This window comes from Undibacterium sp. JH2W (genome assembly GCF_049340425.1).
In the GTDB taxonomy this organism is placed as follows: Bacteria; Pseudomonadota; Gammaproteobacteria; order Burkholderiales; family Burkholderiaceae_D; genus Undibacterium.
Genome location: NZ_JBMPOT010000039.1, coordinates 1 through 14,349, shown reverse-complemented (window position 1 = coordinate 14,349; position 14,349 = coordinate 1). Strand labels below are relative to the sequence as shown.

Sequence of the window (14,349 nt, the reverse complement as noted above, 5' to 3'; positions counted from 1 at the left end):
AATACTATTCATGAGATTACTCCTATGGCACTTTCGTGCTGGTTTTATAAAGATTCGCACCTCTATCAAACCGGGTAATCTCTCCTTTTGCAAGGACCTTCTGTCAGATCAAATCGAAACTAATACAGTTCACTCCAGGAATCTACTCTTTGAGTGAACCCTGAACGGACAGTCATCACCAGCAAACATACCCCCACCTGAGCTGCCTTTGCGGACAGCTGGCCTACTCCCATAGCGGAGGAAGCTATGCGACGTATTCCTTGCCTTCATATTCCTGTCAATTTTACAAATTACACGGCATCTTCAGGATATCATTACGCCTGTCAGCCTTATGCCTGCTCATCGTATGCAGCAGCATTCAAGGCATAAGCCCGCTTCATAGGTTCATTTTCATACGCTTATTTATCAGCCCCCCCATCAAAGGATACACCATGCAAAATTTCGAAGGCAATAAAGTTCCCCAAGTCGATTTCAAACTCCACGAAAACAATCAATGGGTGAGCACCAATAGTGCAGAATTGTTTGATAACAAAACCGTCGTGGTTTTCTCCTTGCCTGGCGCATTCACGCCTACCTGTTCATCGACGCATTTGCCGCGCTATGAAGAACTGGCGCCACAGTTTAAAACCCATGGGGTAGACAGCATTTTGTGCGTGTCTGTCAATGATGGTTTCGTCATGGAATCCTGGGCCCGCGACCAGGGCTTGACAGCCGTACGCCCGATTGCCGACGGTAACGGCACATTCACCGAGGGCATGGGCATGCTGGTCGACAAATCTGCACTGGGTTTTGGCAAGCGCTCCTGGCGTTATTCCATGCTGGTCAAGAACGGCGTGGTCAGCAAGATGTTCATAGAACCTGACGTGGCAGGCGACCCTTTCCTGGTCTCCGATGCCGACACCATGCTCGATTACATCGCCCCGAATGCCGCCAAGCCTGAGCAAATTGCCCTGTTCAGCAAAGTCGGTTGCCCATTTTGTGCAAAAGCCAAAGAAGAACTCGATGCCGCAGGTGTGCATTACCTGGAAATGCCGCTGGCCGACAATGTGCGTCAACGCCTGTTGTCCGCCGTTGCAGGCAAGGGCACTTCCCCACAAATGTTTGTCAATGGCGTATTGATAGGAGATGGTACAGCCATCAGCGCATGGATTAAAGCACGCGCTTAATAGTTGATCATCTTAGTGGATCATATTCCATGCCACTTCCCCTGCCTGGGGAAGTGACATGGAACCCACTGCTTATGCCTCGGCCATGATCTTGCGTAATGCCTCTTCAAATATTTCAGGCGGCTGACCACCTGAAATCAAATGGCGTTCATTGATGATGATAGCCGGTACCGAGCTGATACCATTTTGCTGGTAGAAACGCTCTTTTTCACGCACCTCGGCAGCATAAGCGTCTGTTGCCAGCACGCGTGCAGCCTCTGCCGTATCCAGTCCTACTTCACCAGCCACCCGCACCAGTATCTCATGCGAGGCCGGGCTCTCGCCCTTGCTGAAATACAGTTCAAACAAAGCCACTTTCAAAGCATGCTGGCGACCTTGCAATTCAGCCCAATGCAGCAAGCGGTGTGCATCAAAGGTATTGTAGATGCGGCTGCGCGCCGGCATATTAAACTGAAAGCCCAGCTCTTCGCCACGTGCTCGTATCGCTTCACGGTTTTTAGCAGTTTGCTCAGCCGTTGCCCCATATTTTTCTGCCAGATGCTCAGTAATGTCCTGTCCTTCCGGCACCATCGCCGGATTGATTTCAAAGGGCTGGAAATGCACTTGCACAGCGGCTTCACTGCCTATCTCAGCGATGGCTTGTTCCAGCGATTTAAGTCCTATGATGCACCAGGGGCACGACACATCCGATACAAAGTCTATCCTGATTTCTTTGCTCATTTTTCTTTATCTTTCCGCTGCCAGCTTCTATGCTGCAGCTATCAAATATCTGGCACCTCAGGTGTGACACCTGACACCAGTCTGATACCACATATGCGCACGCTTGCAAGTAATTCAAGTACCGGCAATGCGTGCCAGCATACCGTCGTCAATCCCGAGGTCACAGATTATTCTCAAGAGGCACTATTTCCCTGCGACACAATTTGCGGGTCTGGTGTCGATCAAGGCTTCCTGTACTTGCCGTATTTTTTTGTAACATAGTTGAAATTAGTTTTTTATTATTTTCATATAAAATTGCTAAAAAAGGCATGGCCCCACTTTTTTTATACCTGCATGGCTATATCTAAGGATGTCTTCCTTGCCAAATCTTCAATGTGCAGATAATTTCATTGAACAATGACGCACAGGACTGCAAAACCTCAATCTCGAAAGGACAGTATGTCGCAACAGAGTTCGGTTTTAATTTTACAGGGCGGAGGTGCCCTGGGTGCCTATCAGGCCGGTGTCTATCAATGCCTGCATGAGAAACACAGGCCACTGGATTGGGTCATAGGCACATCCATCGGTGCCATCAATGCCGCCCTGATCGCTGGCAACCCACCAGAAAAGCGTCTTAGCCAATTGCGTGCCTTCTGGGACAGCCTGGCCCCGGACGCCACACACCGCGCCAGTTTCTGGCCCGCAATGACAATGATGCCCTGGGCGGGCCTCGCCAGCACCATGAATACCATGGGCACGATCATGAATGGCGTAGACGGTTTTTTCAAACCCCGCCCTGGTGCATCCTGGGACCTCAATGCCAAAGTCGCCTTGAACCAGACCGCTTTCTACGATACCTCGCCGCTCAAGATCACCCTGGAAAAATATGTGGATTTCGACTACCTGAATCAGGGCGAAATACGCTTGAGCGTTTGCGCAGTCGACCTGGACAATGGCCAAAGTGCTGTGTTCGATAGCAGCAAGCAAACCATCACGCCAGAACACATCATGGCAAGTGGTGCCTTGCCCCCGGGTTTTCCACCCGTGGAAATTGATGGACGAGCCTATTGGGACGGTGGCGTATATTCAAACTCTCCACTGGAAATCTTCTTAAGAGAAGGCAATAACACCGACGCCCTGTGTTTCATGGTGGATTTATGGGACCCGACAGAAACCCGTCCCACCTCCATATCTGAAGCCATGGCGCGCTATAAAAACATACAGTACGCCAGCCGCTCTACAGAGCAATTACAGGCACATCAAAAAATCCAGAACCTGCAACGCGCCATCCGCACACTGTCAGAGCAACTCCCTGAAAGCAAGCGCAATAGCGAAGCCCTGAAAAATCTGGTCGCCATGGGTTGCGACCACACCGTCAATGTCGTTCATCTCATCATGAAAGCCTTGCCGGATGACCAGTACTTCAAGGACGTGGATTTCAGCTCCAGCACCGTACAGACACGCTGGGCAGCAGGTATCCACGACTGCCAGCGCGCACTCAGGCACAAAGCCTGGCTACAACCCCTGCCACCCCATGCAGGGCTTATTATTCACGAATTACCCCAGGAATAGACATGACTGAAGATGAAATTCGCCGCAATGCATTTGCCATGCCCTACAGCAATTCTGCGTTTCCACCGGGGCCTTACCGCTTCACGGATAGAGAATACCTGATCATCACCTATCGTACTGATCCCGAGTTGCTGGAAAAAATTATTCCAGCACCTCTCAAGCTGGCGGAACCCGTGGTCAAATTCGAGTTCATCAACATGCCAGACTCGACCGGTTTTGGCCATTATTGCGAATCTGGCCAGGTCATCCCGGTCACCCTCGATGGTGTGCATGGTGCCTATGTACACAGCATGTATTTGAACGATCACCCACCCATAGCGGCAGGGCGTGAACTGTGGGGTTTCCCGAAAAAATTGGGTGAGCCTGAACTCAGGGTCCATAAAGATACCCTGGTTGGTACACTGGACTATAGCGACTTCCGCATCGCTACCGGCACCATGGGTTTCAAGCATACCAAGCTGGATCATGCCGCCATCAAGGCAGGCATGGAAGTCCCGAATTTTTTATTGAAAATCATACCTCATGTCGATGGCACACCACGTATCTGCGAACTGGTCCAGTACCAGCTCACCGATGTCGTCGTCAAGGGTGCATGGGGTGGCCCGGGCGCACTGGACTTGCACCCGCACGCCCTCGCCCCCATCGCTGGCTTACCAGTACTTGAAGTATTATCTGCAGTACACATACTTTCTGACCTGACTTTGCCCTATGGCACAGTTGCGTACGATTACCTCGCCACCATCAAGAAATAAGCAAATAAAGGAAACCACATGTTACTCAATAACAAAGTCGCCCTCATCACCGGTGCCGCCAGCGGCATAGGCAAAGAAATCGCCATAGAATACGCCAAGCAAGGCGCCAAAATCGTCATCGCCGACATGGCCCTGGAAGCAGCACAAGCCACCGCCAAAGAAATCGAAGCATCCGGTGGCACTGCCATGGCCGTGGCCATGAACGTGACAGATGAAGCGCAAGTTGATAAAGGCGTGGCCGATGCCGTGGCCGCCTACGGCAATATCGACATCCTCATCAGCAATGCCGGCATACAAATCATCAGCCCCGTCGTTGAGCTGAGCCTGGACAACTGGAAAAAAATGCTGGCCATCCACCTCGACGGCGCTTTCCTGACCACCCGTGCCTGCATGCGTTCCATGATCGCTGGCGGCAAAGGCGGCAGCGTGATTTACATGGGCTCAGTCCACTCCCACGAAGCTTCTCCTTTGAAAGCCCCTTACGTCACCGCCAAGCATGGCTTGATCGGCCTGGCCAAAGTCGTTGCCAAAGAAGGCGCCAAAAACAATATCCGCGCCAACGTCATCTGCCCCGGCTTCGTCCGCACCCCGCTGGTTGATAAACAAATCCCGGAACAGGCAAAAGAACTGGGCATCACAGAAGCCGAAGTCATCAAGAATGTCATGCTCAAGGAAACCGTGGATGGCGAATTCACGACCGTGCAAGACGTCGCCCAGACTGCGCTGTTCCTGGCGGCGTTTGGTACGAATGCATTGACTGGGCAATCCATCACGGTTAGTCATGGGTGGCATATGCAGTAAGTTGGTTTTCTGTGAAATGCATCAGTCCGTCGTTCAGATTTGTACACAACTATCAACCTTCGGGCGAAATTAAAATCAGGCGATGCTGATGCGTTTCCACACTAAAAATCAAAGACACTTAGATCCACAAGACTCTATAGATCACTCTGTTTTTAGTATAAGAGCATTACCAAATGCTCTTGAAAATATTGAAAGTAAAAATTGTAGCGTTGATAGGCAATGCAGGTTGAGCAATATTCTACCTAATTTGCATGCGAAAGAATGTCTTGTGCCTTTACCAGCACATAGCCTGGTCTATGAGTCAATTTAAGCACATCCTTTTCATGACCGGATACATGGCCAATCAGCAGATTGATTAGTGGCAGCAATCCTCCCACACCCGGAATTAACTGGTCAGTTGAAACTCCATATGCAGATATGCCGAAACCTAATAATCCATAAGTTGATTTCCAAAAACGAGCAGAACTTTTTTGCGTTATACTGAGCTCTGATCTCACCTCCTCAACTTGTTCACGCAATTCTTGAACAAATTCATTAGAAGCACCCAAATCATCATCTTCTTGCCCTGACCCAATCGCGAGTACCTTTGCCATTTTTTCTCGAAACATCGGCAATGCATCAGCCGCTTCTTGCCGTAATTCCAGTATTTGCATAGCATCTAGCTCACTGACCCAAGGTACCTGAATTGACCTATCACGATCCAGCATCATGAGTTGCCGACGATCTGAAAATCTTCCCTCTTGGTGAAGAATTCCAGCCATTCCGATTCTAGAGTTGGAAAACATAGAACCACCAAACAACGAGGCATCTCGGCTAACCCACATTGCGGATCGCACTTGGCTATAAATAATTGCCTCTCTCGAATCTCGTAGATTTGGAATTCTCTCTTCAGGAAAAATATTGTGCATCATCAATGATGGCTCAAAGAAATTCCCCGTATCTATGGTGTAGTTTCCGTTTTTTTTGTCAGAAAATTTAATCTCGCGAGAAAATTTTTTGGCTAATTCTTTAGCGATCAACGCTACATTATTATCAAAGTTTGATGTGCAATCCTCGCATGTCGATCGCCATGGAGATCGAAAACGTACGATACCAGCAAAAATTAACGGGGCAAGCCTAGCGAGCACCAGCGTATCTGCAACAATTTCGTTTAGTTTTTCGTTGGTAACACGCCCAAAATCAATGAATTTTTCTGAAATAGTATCCGTTAGCCAAATACGATCTGAAATTAATCCCATACTCCGAATCAATCGGTCTGCCGCCTGAAGGCGGCAGACCAAATCTGCGCATGCTCCACTCCCATCAAAAAGATCAAGTCCTCCATGAAGATGGACGTCAAATTGCAATGAGCTAGCTTTAATGGGTGTTTTGCTAAAACTATTAATCTCGTATGCGACTGACTGATCTCGAAGATCCTTCATCATAGATTTTATGATTTTACGCAAATGCGTCCAATTACTAGATTCTGTATATGCAGTAACTAATAGACAAACCGCTGGAGGAACATCAGGTAAATCTTCGAGCATACATCCACCCTTCGTTAATTCACAGTTAGTATTCGGTTCTATATAAGGTTTCGACTAACGCTGACGTTCCTTCTCCCACAACACATCTGATCCCCCAGCATACCGATTCAACACCCGCGACAACACAAACAGCAAATCCGACAAGCGGTTCATATACTGTCTTGGCGCATCATTGATCGTCTCGGCATTGCCTACGCTGACTATCGCGCGTTCGGCGCGGCGGCAGACGGTGCGGCAGACGTTGGCGATGGCGGCGGCGCGGGAGCCTCCTGGCAGGATGAAGTCTTTTAGTGGTGGCAGGTCGGCATTGTATTTCTCCAGCAGGGCATCGAGCCTTTCTACCTGGGTATCGGTGATCATGGTGTAGCCGGGGATGCAGAGTTCGCCGCCCATGTCGAACAGGTCGTGCTGTATGGAAACCAGCTCATGCTTCATCTGGTCTGGCATGTCTTCGCAGAGCAGGACGCCGATGTGTGAGTTGAGTTCATCCACGTCGCCCATGGCGTGTACGCGCAGGGCGTCTTTGGCGATGCGGCTGCCGTCACCCAGGCCGGTCGTACCTTTGTCTCCGGTACGTGTTGCGATTTTTGAGAGTCGATTACCCATGGCTAATAAAATAATTAAAAAATAAATAAGGAAGTTTGAAAGGATACGGCAAAATTTGGCCGGACACAGCATAATAGAGCGCATCACGACCAGTACGGACCTCATTATGAACCATCCTGCCATTTTGGCGAGTGTCAGAAAGCCTTTGCCTGCCAGCTTGTTGCATGCCCTGCAAGCCTTGCTGGAAGACCGTTGCAGCATCGCCCTGGCGGTGCGTGAGCACCATGGGCGTGATGAATCTTCCTACGACCCCATGCCGCCAGAAGCCGTGGTGTTTGTGCAGAGCACGGAAGAGGTGGCCGAGGTCCTCAGGCTGTGTCATGCGCATGAGGTTCCTGTCATACCCTACGGTGCCGGTTCATCGCTGGAAGGCCATATCCTGGCCCTGCATGGGGGTGTAACGATAGACTTGTCGCAGATGAACAGCATGATCGCGGTACATGCCGAGGATTTGACCGCCACCGTGCAGGCAGGCGTAACACGCAAGCAATTGAATACCGAGATCCGCGATACCGGCCTGTTTTTCCCCATAGACCCGGGTGCAGATGCCAGCCTGGGTGGCATGGCAGCCACGCGGGCCTCGGGCACGAATGCGGTGCGCTATGGCACCATGCGTGAAAACGTCATGGCGCTGACGGTGGTGACGGCGGATGGCCGCATCATACGCACGGGTTCGCGTGCCAAGAAATCATCTGCCGGTTACGATTTGACGCGGGTGTTTGTTGGCAGTGAGGGTACGCTGGGCATCATCACCGAAGTGACGGTCAGGCTTTATCCTTTGCCAGAAGCCATTTCTGCTGCGGTATGCAGCTTCCCGGATAATGCAGATGCGGTGAATACCGTCATTCAGACCATACAGATGGGCGTGCCGATTGCACGGGTAGAATTTCTGGATGCGAATGGTGTACGTGCCATCAATGCCCATGACAAACTGGCTTTGCCGGTCAAGCCTTTGCTGTTGTTTGAATTCCATGGCACTGAGCATGGTGTCAAGGAACAGGCAGAGCTGGTGCAAGAGATAGCAGCAGCCAATGGTGCTGGTGATTTTGAATGGGCGACCAGACCAGAAGACCGCAGCCGCCTGTGGGCTGCGCGGCATAATGCGTATTTTGCACTGCTGCAATTGCGGCCTGGTTCACGTTCTATTTCCACCGATTGCTGCGTGCCGATTTCTCGCCTGGCTGAATGCATCAGTGAAACCCAGATCGATTGTGAAAACCATGGCATCACCTATTCCATCATTGGCCATGTGGGTGATGGCAATTTCCATGTATTGATGCTGGTAGACCCGGATAGCCCTGATGAAATTGCAGTGGCAGAATCCATCAACCAGCGCATGGTGACGCGGGCGATTGCCATGGATGGTACGTGCACGGGTGAGCATGGCGTGGGTATACACAAGATGGGATTTTTGATAGAAGAACATGGAGCAGATGCGATACACATGATGCGTTTACTCAAGCATGCGTTTGATCCTAAGAATATTTTAAATCCAGGCAAGATTATTGCGTGGGATGAAGTTGAAGAATAAATCAAGACAGTATTCGGCTTTTCAAAAAAAAACCGCTCACCACAGAGACTCAGAGGCACAGAGGTGGCGCAGAGAAAAACATATAAAGAAATGCAGAGTTTCTCTGTGTCTTCAATATGATGATTCCAGTTGCATGTGATTTTTTGAACTGCTTACGAATACGCTACATAAAATAAATCAGGAAGAGTATGGCAACACGATTACCACCAGTACATGCATTATCGGCTTTTGAGGCTGCGGCGCGGCATAGTTCTTTTGCGGTGGCGGCGGAGGAGTTATGTATTACGCCTTCTGCACTGTCACATCGCATACGTTTATTGGAAGAGCATTTATGTGAACGCGTTTTTGTGCGCGAAGGGCGTAGCGTCACGCTGACTGAATTTGGTCGCCGTTATCTGGATGTGGTGCGGGTGGCCTTGCGCACTTTGTCGGATTTTCCGCTGCCTAACAAGGTCACGCAAAGCCAGTTGCGCGTCAAGGTGACCGTGCCACCGACCTTTGCGCGTTATATGTTCATGCCGCGCCTGGCCAGTTTTACGGCAGCCCATCCAGAGATAGAAATTGAAGTTTATCTGTTTGTGCCCTTGTATGACTTGAGCTTGTCAGAAAGCGATGTGGAGATACGTTTTGGTGCGGGTGAATACCCCAATCTGGTGACCAGGAAATTGTTCATCGAACCCAGCTTCGTGGTCGCCAGCCCGGCCTACCTGAAGACCTTGCCACCGATACTAAGCCCGGCAGATTTGCGCCATGCCAAACTCTTGCGCTCAGCCCTGGAACCATGGCAGCCTTGGTTTGAAGTGGCGGGCCTGGACTGGCCAGAACCGATTACCGGCTTGCGGGTGGATGACCTGGGCCTGTTGCTGGAAGCAGTCAAGCATGGCCATGGCCTGGGCCTGACCCGCCAGCAATTTGCCCAGGACATGATCAGCAAAGGCGAGGTGGTCAGGGTGCTGGATACACAGCTGGCGACACCACCGCATGCCTATTATCTGGTGCATGAGGCGCAAGCGAATATACGGCCCGAGGTGCAGTTGTTCATAGAGTGGATGCAGGCAACCTATCAGCAGGTTTAGGACAGACTTACTTCCTGGAGGGTGCGCCATGCGCACCGCTTTTTGATGCAGGCATATGTTTTTTAAAAATGAATGCTGCAGTGAAAATGAGTGGTGCGCACGACGCACCCTACCAGCGTTGACGCTAAACCACCCTGCTACTTTCCTTCCCCGGTTGCGCTATCTGCTGCTGCAATAACAGCCATTTATCCAGTGGCATGGGGCGGGCGAACAAAAAGCCTTGCATGGAAGCGCAGCCATTGGCGATCAGGAATTCGGCTTGTTCCTTGGTTTCTACCCCTTCTGCCACGACCTTTAATCCCAGGTGGGATGCCATCGATAAAATCGACTGCACAATGGCCGTGCCATTGGCATCATTTGGTGTGTCTTGCACGAAGCTCTTGTCTATCTTGAGTTCATACAGGGGCAGGCGCTTGAGGTAGGCGAGGCTGGAATAACCAGTGCCAAAATCGTCGATGGAAAAACGTATGCCCAGGGTAGTGAGTTCCAGCATGCGGGCAATGGTGTCTTGCAGATTATCGATGAGTAAACCTTCGGTGACTTCAAAGATCAGGCGGGTGGGGGATGCCCCTGTGTACTTCAATACGCGCCTGACCTTATTGACAAAATCCGACTGGCGGAATTGCTTGGGACTGACATTGACTGACAGCGGTATATCCCAACCCGCAGCCTGCAATTGCAACTGGGCCAGGCAACCTTGCTCCAGCACCCAGTCACCCAGGCGCAGTATCATGCCTGATTCTTCTGCTACCGGGATGAAGAGCGCCGGCGAGATGAAGCCGCGTTCAGGGTGTATCCAGCGCATCAGCATTTCACCGCCTACCGGTTTGCCCAACCTGTCAACCTGGGCCTGTATGTACATGTGCAAATGCCCGCCTGAGATGGCTTCACCCAGCTCTCGCTCCATGGTCAGTCTTTGCTCGACCTCGGTTTGCATGCCGGTTTCATAGAAGGCGATCTGATTGCGCCCGCTACTCTTGGCGCGATACATGGCAGTATCTGCCTCGCGTAACAAGTCGTGTGAATTCTGGTTGTCGCGCGGCAGCAGCGTCACGCCTATGCTGCAGGTGGTACTGTATTGCAGACCATTGATATCAAAAAATTGCGAGATCGAATAACGGATTTTTTCTGCTACTGCTTGTGCCGCATGGGCACCCGCCACCACGTCGTTGGAGATATGGCACAGCAGGACGACAAACTCATCACCACCGATATGGGCCACCGTATCCACCTCACGCAGGCTGCCACTCAATCTGTGGGCAACCAGGTTCAGCAAGGCATCGCCCACGGCATGACCACGTGCATCATTGATGTATTTGAAGTGATCAAGATCGATGAACAGCACTGCACTGATCATATTGCTGCGCCTGGCAGTCGCCAGCAAAATACTCATGCGATCCAGCAACAGGCGACGGTTGGGCAAGCCTGTCAGTACATCGAAATAGGCCAGCCTGTGTATGTGTTCCTGGGCTTTTTTACGGTCACTGATGTCACGCCCAGTAGCCACCCAGTGGCTGAATACGCCTTGCTCATCAGCCAGCGGCACGACATCGGCTTCCATCCAGAATTCGCTGCCGTCATGGGTATAGCAAATCAATTCTATGTGTACGGATTCGCAGGCAATCAGGGCTTGATTGAGGCGATCTAGCTCGTCCACCTGGGTGCGCGGGCCTTGTAGAAATACCGGTGACTTGTCTATCACAGCCTCACTCTGGAAACCGGTCTGGCGCACAAAGGCATCATTGACAAAAACGATCTTCAGATGGTGCTTGTTTGCATTGTCAACATCGGCCTTGATGATCATGACGATGTCGTTCAGTCGTGCCACCGCAGCGACGATGAGGCGCAACTCTTCATTCGTCGCCTTTAAGGATGATTGACCTTGCTGTAGTGAGGCGGTGATGACGCGCTGGTGCTCAAGCGAGCTATCCAGTCTTTGCAGGAGCACGCCACAAGAAATTGACATAACGGCAGCAATAAAAGCGAAATTGATGGTGACTACCACCAGTTGCATGACAGGGTGAGAATCAAAACCGTAAACATGCAAATTCGCGTCAGAAACATACCCTACTACCAGCAAGCTGAGTGAAGCCAATACCAGGGCTTGCATGGACAAACGTATATCCAGCAGCAAAGAGGTCAGTACCGGAAAGGCCAGGAGATAAATCAGGCCCGTCAAACCAACCTTGATGAGGAACCAGACGCCCAGCAAATACAGGAAGAGTAAAAAATTCCAGGCACGTTGCTGGTAGCTGAGGAAAGGCAAACGCCAGATAGTGGCCACCCAGGCCAGGGCAAAAACATCCACCACCACCACCGACCACAAGTGTTCACTGATAGCCAGCACAATGCTCGGAATGGCGGTCGCCCCACCAAGCGTCAATACAAAAAATAGGATAGCCGACAACACTTGCTCACGCCACTGATGGGTTTCGCCCATGGACGATGCGTTTGCCAGATAGTTACTGCGGATGAATTGAAAAACAGTCACAAATGCTGTCCTTCTGCAATTACATCACAAAACAAGCCAATCCCAGTTCAATGGCCAGATCAGTAATACTATACCAACATTTGTTACATCAAACAGAAAATAAGCCTGTACCGGGAAAAAGTCACAAAATCGCATTTATCTATAGCAACATTGTGACTTTTCAGCAGTAGTTTTTGTTTTATTACTTTGTCTACTGTGCACTGGCAGATCCAGGCACCCAGTTATTACTTGCGAATAGCCGCTTGTTGAATAGCCTCTTAATCGACGTTTTTACCGGCAGATGCAGACCAGAGGGCAAACCACTGTTCCCGACTGAGCTTGATAGAGGTGGCTTTGACAGCTTCCTGGATTGCAACAATACGTCCAGAACCGGTCAATACCAGTGGCAGTGATGGATGTTGCAAAATCCACGCAAGCGCGATGCTAGCGGGGCTGGCATCAAGCTCATTGGCAATGCGGGTCAAAGCTGCGCTGACACGCTGACTACGCTCATCCTGTTCATGTAGTGGACGGAACAGGCTGCCACCACCCAGGGCCGACCAGATCATAGGAGCAATCCGCAAGCGCTGACACAGGTCCAGAGTACCGTCATGCAGCGGCTGCATATGGAAGATCGATAATTCCACTTGATTTGTCACTAACGGGAAGCGCGCCGCCAGCAATTCAAATTGACTATTGGTGAAATTGGACACGCCAAAATGCCTGACCTTGCCGCTCTCTTGTAATTGCCTGAAAGCGCCTGCGATTTCATCTGCATCCATGAGAGGATCTGGCCTGTGTATCAGCAATAAATCCAGCTGTTCTATCTGCATCGCGCGCAAGGATTGCTCTGCAGAAGCGATGATATGCGCAGCACTGGTATCGTAATGCTGCACGCCGTGCGCAGGCCGCTGGGCAGACACCAGCTTGATGCCACATTTGCTGACGAACTGGAATTGATCGCGCAGCTGCGGTGCCAGCGCCATGGCTTCACCCAGCAGGCTTTCACTCTGGTAATCGCCATAGATATCAGCCTGGTCTATGGTGGTGACACCCAGGGCCAGCGCCTGCTCCAGAAATGTCACTCTCTGCTGTGCTGTCATTTGCCAGCTGCCCAGACGCCACAAACCGAGCACGATGCGGGAAAACTCAGGGCCATTCGGGGCGATTTGCACGCGCGGGCTAGTCGTTAAAACACTCATGCTTGTTGTACCTGTTGTAAAGTGGCGATCAAATCATCACGTGTAGTAAAGCCAGAAGCCAGCATATGCAGTGCTTCATTATGCACCAGCAAAAGCGCCGGGAAACCGCGTATGCCCCATTGCTGGGTTTGTTCAAAATGCCCCCTGGTATCTGACATTGCCATGGGCGAAACCAGAGTCTCGGCAAAACTGTGCACATCAAAACTGCCTTCACCTTCGACCTTGTTCATGGCTGCAACCGCCAGCGCTGACAATACCGCTGTATCACGCACATCCTTGCACTCTGCATAAAAAGCATGCTGTATCGCATGAAACACCGCCAGCGCCGCACGGCCAGTATCATCGTCTGTCAAGGTGCGTGCGGTTACCACGGCACGGCAAGCAGGCTCCGTATCATAGATAAACCCTGCTTGCGACAGCGCTGCATTGTTGAAAGGCAAACCAGTGCGCTCGGCAACATGCTGCCAGTGTCCAAGGATAGTGGTGCGTGTTGCCTCATCCAGCACTTGCTTGTTATAGGCACGCAAACCACCCATGATCACATCCAGTTTGGCACCTGGCAAAGTATCCAATAAGGCCAGTAATTCCGGCCCAAAACCATAACACCAGGAACACATGGGGTCGGCCACATAAATCAACTGCGTCATAAGTTTATCTCTGAATAAAAAGGGATATGCCATTGTATAGAAACTTGGAAATGGCTGGGTAGTGAGGAAGTTTTGCGGCCCAAGAGCAGCGCTTCTGTTAATCCAAGAACGCCGCTGGAGCGCCAGCCAGGTGGCAGCCAGCCGCCCTGGTTACAAGAGAGTTCGCTTAACAATCGTCGCTCCAGCGCAGGCTGGAGCCCAGCGTCGTTGCTTGATCGTCCGTGTTGTGTGATCGAGACCGCGCTTGATCGATGAAACAGCGGTGCGCGCAGCGCACCTTACTTTGCTGAATTGAAGGCTA

At 51.0% G+C, this 14,349-nt stretch carries 12 protein-coding genes; 6 read left to right on the top strand and 6 right to left on the bottom strand.

All coding sequences use genetic code 11. From position 1 onward, the window contains the following. Positions 1-431 precede the first annotated feature (431 nt). Positions 432-1,166, top strand: a complete 735-nt coding sequence (locus tag ACO0LC_RS28690) for a glutathione peroxidase (protein WP_423009600.1) — start codon at positions 432-434, stop codon at positions 1,164-1,166. A gap of 72 nt (positions 1,167-1,238) precedes the next feature. Here the strand turns inward: ACO0LC_RS28690 and ACO0LC_RS28685 are convergent, their stop codons facing one another. Further along, on the bottom strand, positions 1,239-1,886 hold the full coding sequence (locus tag ACO0LC_RS28685; RefSeq protein WP_423009598.1) for a DsbA family oxidoreductase: 648 nt from the start codon (positions 1,884-1,886) through the stop codon (positions 1,239-1,241). A gap of 438 nt (positions 1,887-2,324) precedes the next feature. Between ACO0LC_RS28685 and ACO0LC_RS28680 the strand changes: the two genes are divergently transcribed. Genes ACO0LC_RS28680 through ACO0LC_RS28670 form a run of 3 tightly spaced genes read left to right on the top strand, consistent with a single transcriptional unit; the run spans position 2,325 to position 4,990 of the window. Beyond that, a complete protein-coding gene (locus ACO0LC_RS28680; protein WP_423009596.1) occupies positions 2,325-3,437 on the top strand; it encodes a patatin-like phospholipase family protein in 1,113 nt (370 codons plus the stop codon). 2 nt (positions 3,438-3,439) lie between these two features. Next, complete coding sequence (locus tag ACO0LC_RS28675; RefSeq protein WP_423009594.1) at positions 3,440-4,189, top strand: acetoacetate decarboxylase; 750 nt, start codon at positions 3,440-3,442, stop codon at positions 4,187-4,189. 18 nt (positions 4,190-4,207) lie between these two features. Continuing rightward, positions 4,208-4,990, top strand: coding sequence for a 3-hydroxybutyrate dehydrogenase (locus tag ACO0LC_RS28670; RefSeq protein WP_423009592.1), 783 nt, complete (start codon positions 4,208-4,210; stop codon positions 4,988-4,990). Between the two features lie 242 nt (positions 4,991-5,232). On the opposite strand, the gene ACO0LC_RS28665 is transcribed toward ACO0LC_RS28670, so the two are convergent. Together ACO0LC_RS28665 and ACO0LC_RS28660 are read right to left on the bottom strand one after the other, a co-directional pair. After that, a complete protein-coding gene (locus ACO0LC_RS28665; RefSeq protein ID WP_423009590.1) occupies positions 5,233-6,516 on the bottom strand; it encodes a hypothetical protein in 1,284 nt (427 codons plus the stop codon). A gap of 54 nt (positions 6,517-6,570) precedes the next feature. Further along, the gene (locus tag ACO0LC_RS28660; RefSeq protein WP_423009588.1) at positions 6,571-7,122 is read right to left on the bottom strand and encodes a cob(I)yrinic acid a,c-diamide adenosyltransferase; all 552 of its coding nucleotides are present in this window, start codon (positions 7,120-7,122) and stop codon (positions 6,571-6,573) included. Positions 7,123-7,228: 106 nt separating this feature from the next. Between ACO0LC_RS28660 and ACO0LC_RS28655 the strand changes: the two genes are divergently transcribed. Continuing rightward, positions 7,229-8,653 (top strand): FAD-binding oxidoreductase, encoded by a 1,425-nt coding sequence (locus ACO0LC_RS28655; protein ID WP_423009586.1) that lies wholly within the window; start codon positions 7,229-7,231, stop codon positions 8,651-8,653. A gap of 188 nt (positions 8,654-8,841) precedes the next feature. After that, positions 8,842-9,729 (top strand): LysR substrate-binding domain-containing protein, encoded by an 888-nt coding sequence (locus tag ACO0LC_RS28650; protein WP_423009584.1) that lies wholly within the window; start codon positions 8,842-8,844, stop codon positions 9,727-9,729. Between the two features lie 124 nt (positions 9,730-9,853). On the opposite strand, the gene ACO0LC_RS28645 is transcribed toward ACO0LC_RS28650, so the two are convergent. The 3 genes from ACO0LC_RS28645 to ACO0LC_RS28635 all read right to left on the bottom strand — a co-directional run bounded on the left by ACO0LC_RS28645 (position 9,854) and on the right by ACO0LC_RS28635 (position 14,048). Continuing rightward, positions 9,854-12,220: a putative bifunctional diguanylate cyclase/phosphodiesterase gene (locus ACO0LC_RS28645; protein ID WP_423009582.1), complete on the bottom strand. Its 2,367-nt coding sequence runs from the start codon at positions 12,218-12,220 to the stop codon at positions 9,854-9,856. Positions 12,221-12,477: 257 nt separating this feature from the next. Continuing rightward, positions 12,478-13,401: an aldo/keto reductase gene (locus ACO0LC_RS28640; RefSeq protein ID WP_423009580.1), complete on the bottom strand. Its 924-nt coding sequence runs from the start codon at positions 13,399-13,401 to the stop codon at positions 12,478-12,480. Next, the gene (locus ACO0LC_RS28635; RefSeq protein WP_423009578.1) at positions 13,398-14,048 is read right to left on the bottom strand and encodes a DsbA family protein; all 651 of its coding nucleotides are present in this window, start codon (positions 14,046-14,048) and stop codon (positions 13,398-13,400) included. The genes ACO0LC_RS28640 and ACO0LC_RS28635 overlap by 4 nt, the downstream gene beginning before the upstream one ends. Positions 14,049-14,349: the final 301 nt, after the last annotated feature.

Coding starts and splice junctions, on each gene's coding strand:
- ACO0LC_RS28690 (WP_423009600.1), top strand. CDS start 432: ATGCAAAATTTCGAAGGCAATAAAGTTCCCCAAGTCGATTTCAAACTC.
- ACO0LC_RS28685 (WP_423009598.1), bottom strand. CDS start 1,886: ATGAGCAAAGAAATCAGGATAGACTTTGTATCGGATGTGTCGTGCCCC.
- ACO0LC_RS28680 (WP_423009596.1), top strand. CDS start 2,325: ATGTCGCAACAGAGTTCGGTTTTAATTTTACAGGGCGGAGGTGCCCTG.
- ACO0LC_RS28675 (WP_423009594.1), top strand. CDS start 3,440: ATGACTGAAGATGAAATTCGCCGCAATGCATTTGCCATGCCCTACAGC.
- ACO0LC_RS28670 (WP_423009592.1), top strand. CDS start 4,208: ATGTTACTCAATAACAAAGTCGCCCTCATCACCGGTGCCGCCAGCGGC.
- ACO0LC_RS28665 (WP_423009590.1), bottom strand. CDS start 6,516: ATGCTCGAAGATTTACCTGATGTTCCTCCAGCGGTTTGTCTATTAGTT.
- ACO0LC_RS28660 (WP_423009588.1), bottom strand. CDS start 7,122: ATGGGTAATCGACTCTCAAAAATCGCAACACGTACCGGAGACAAAGGT.
- ACO0LC_RS28655 (WP_423009586.1), top strand. CDS start 7,229: ATGAACCATCCTGCCATTTTGGCGAGTGTCAGAAAGCCTTTGCCTGCC.
- ACO0LC_RS28650 (WP_423009584.1), top strand. CDS start 8,842: ATGGCAACACGATTACCACCAGTACATGCATTATCGGCTTTTGAGGCT.
- ACO0LC_RS28640 (WP_423009580.1), bottom strand. CDS start 13,401: ATGAGTGTTTTAACGACTAGCCCGCGCGTGCAAATCGCCCCGAATGGC.
- ACO0LC_RS28635 (WP_423009578.1), bottom strand. CDS start 14,048: ATGACGCAGTTGATTTATGTGGCCGACCCCATGTGTTCCTGGTGTTAT.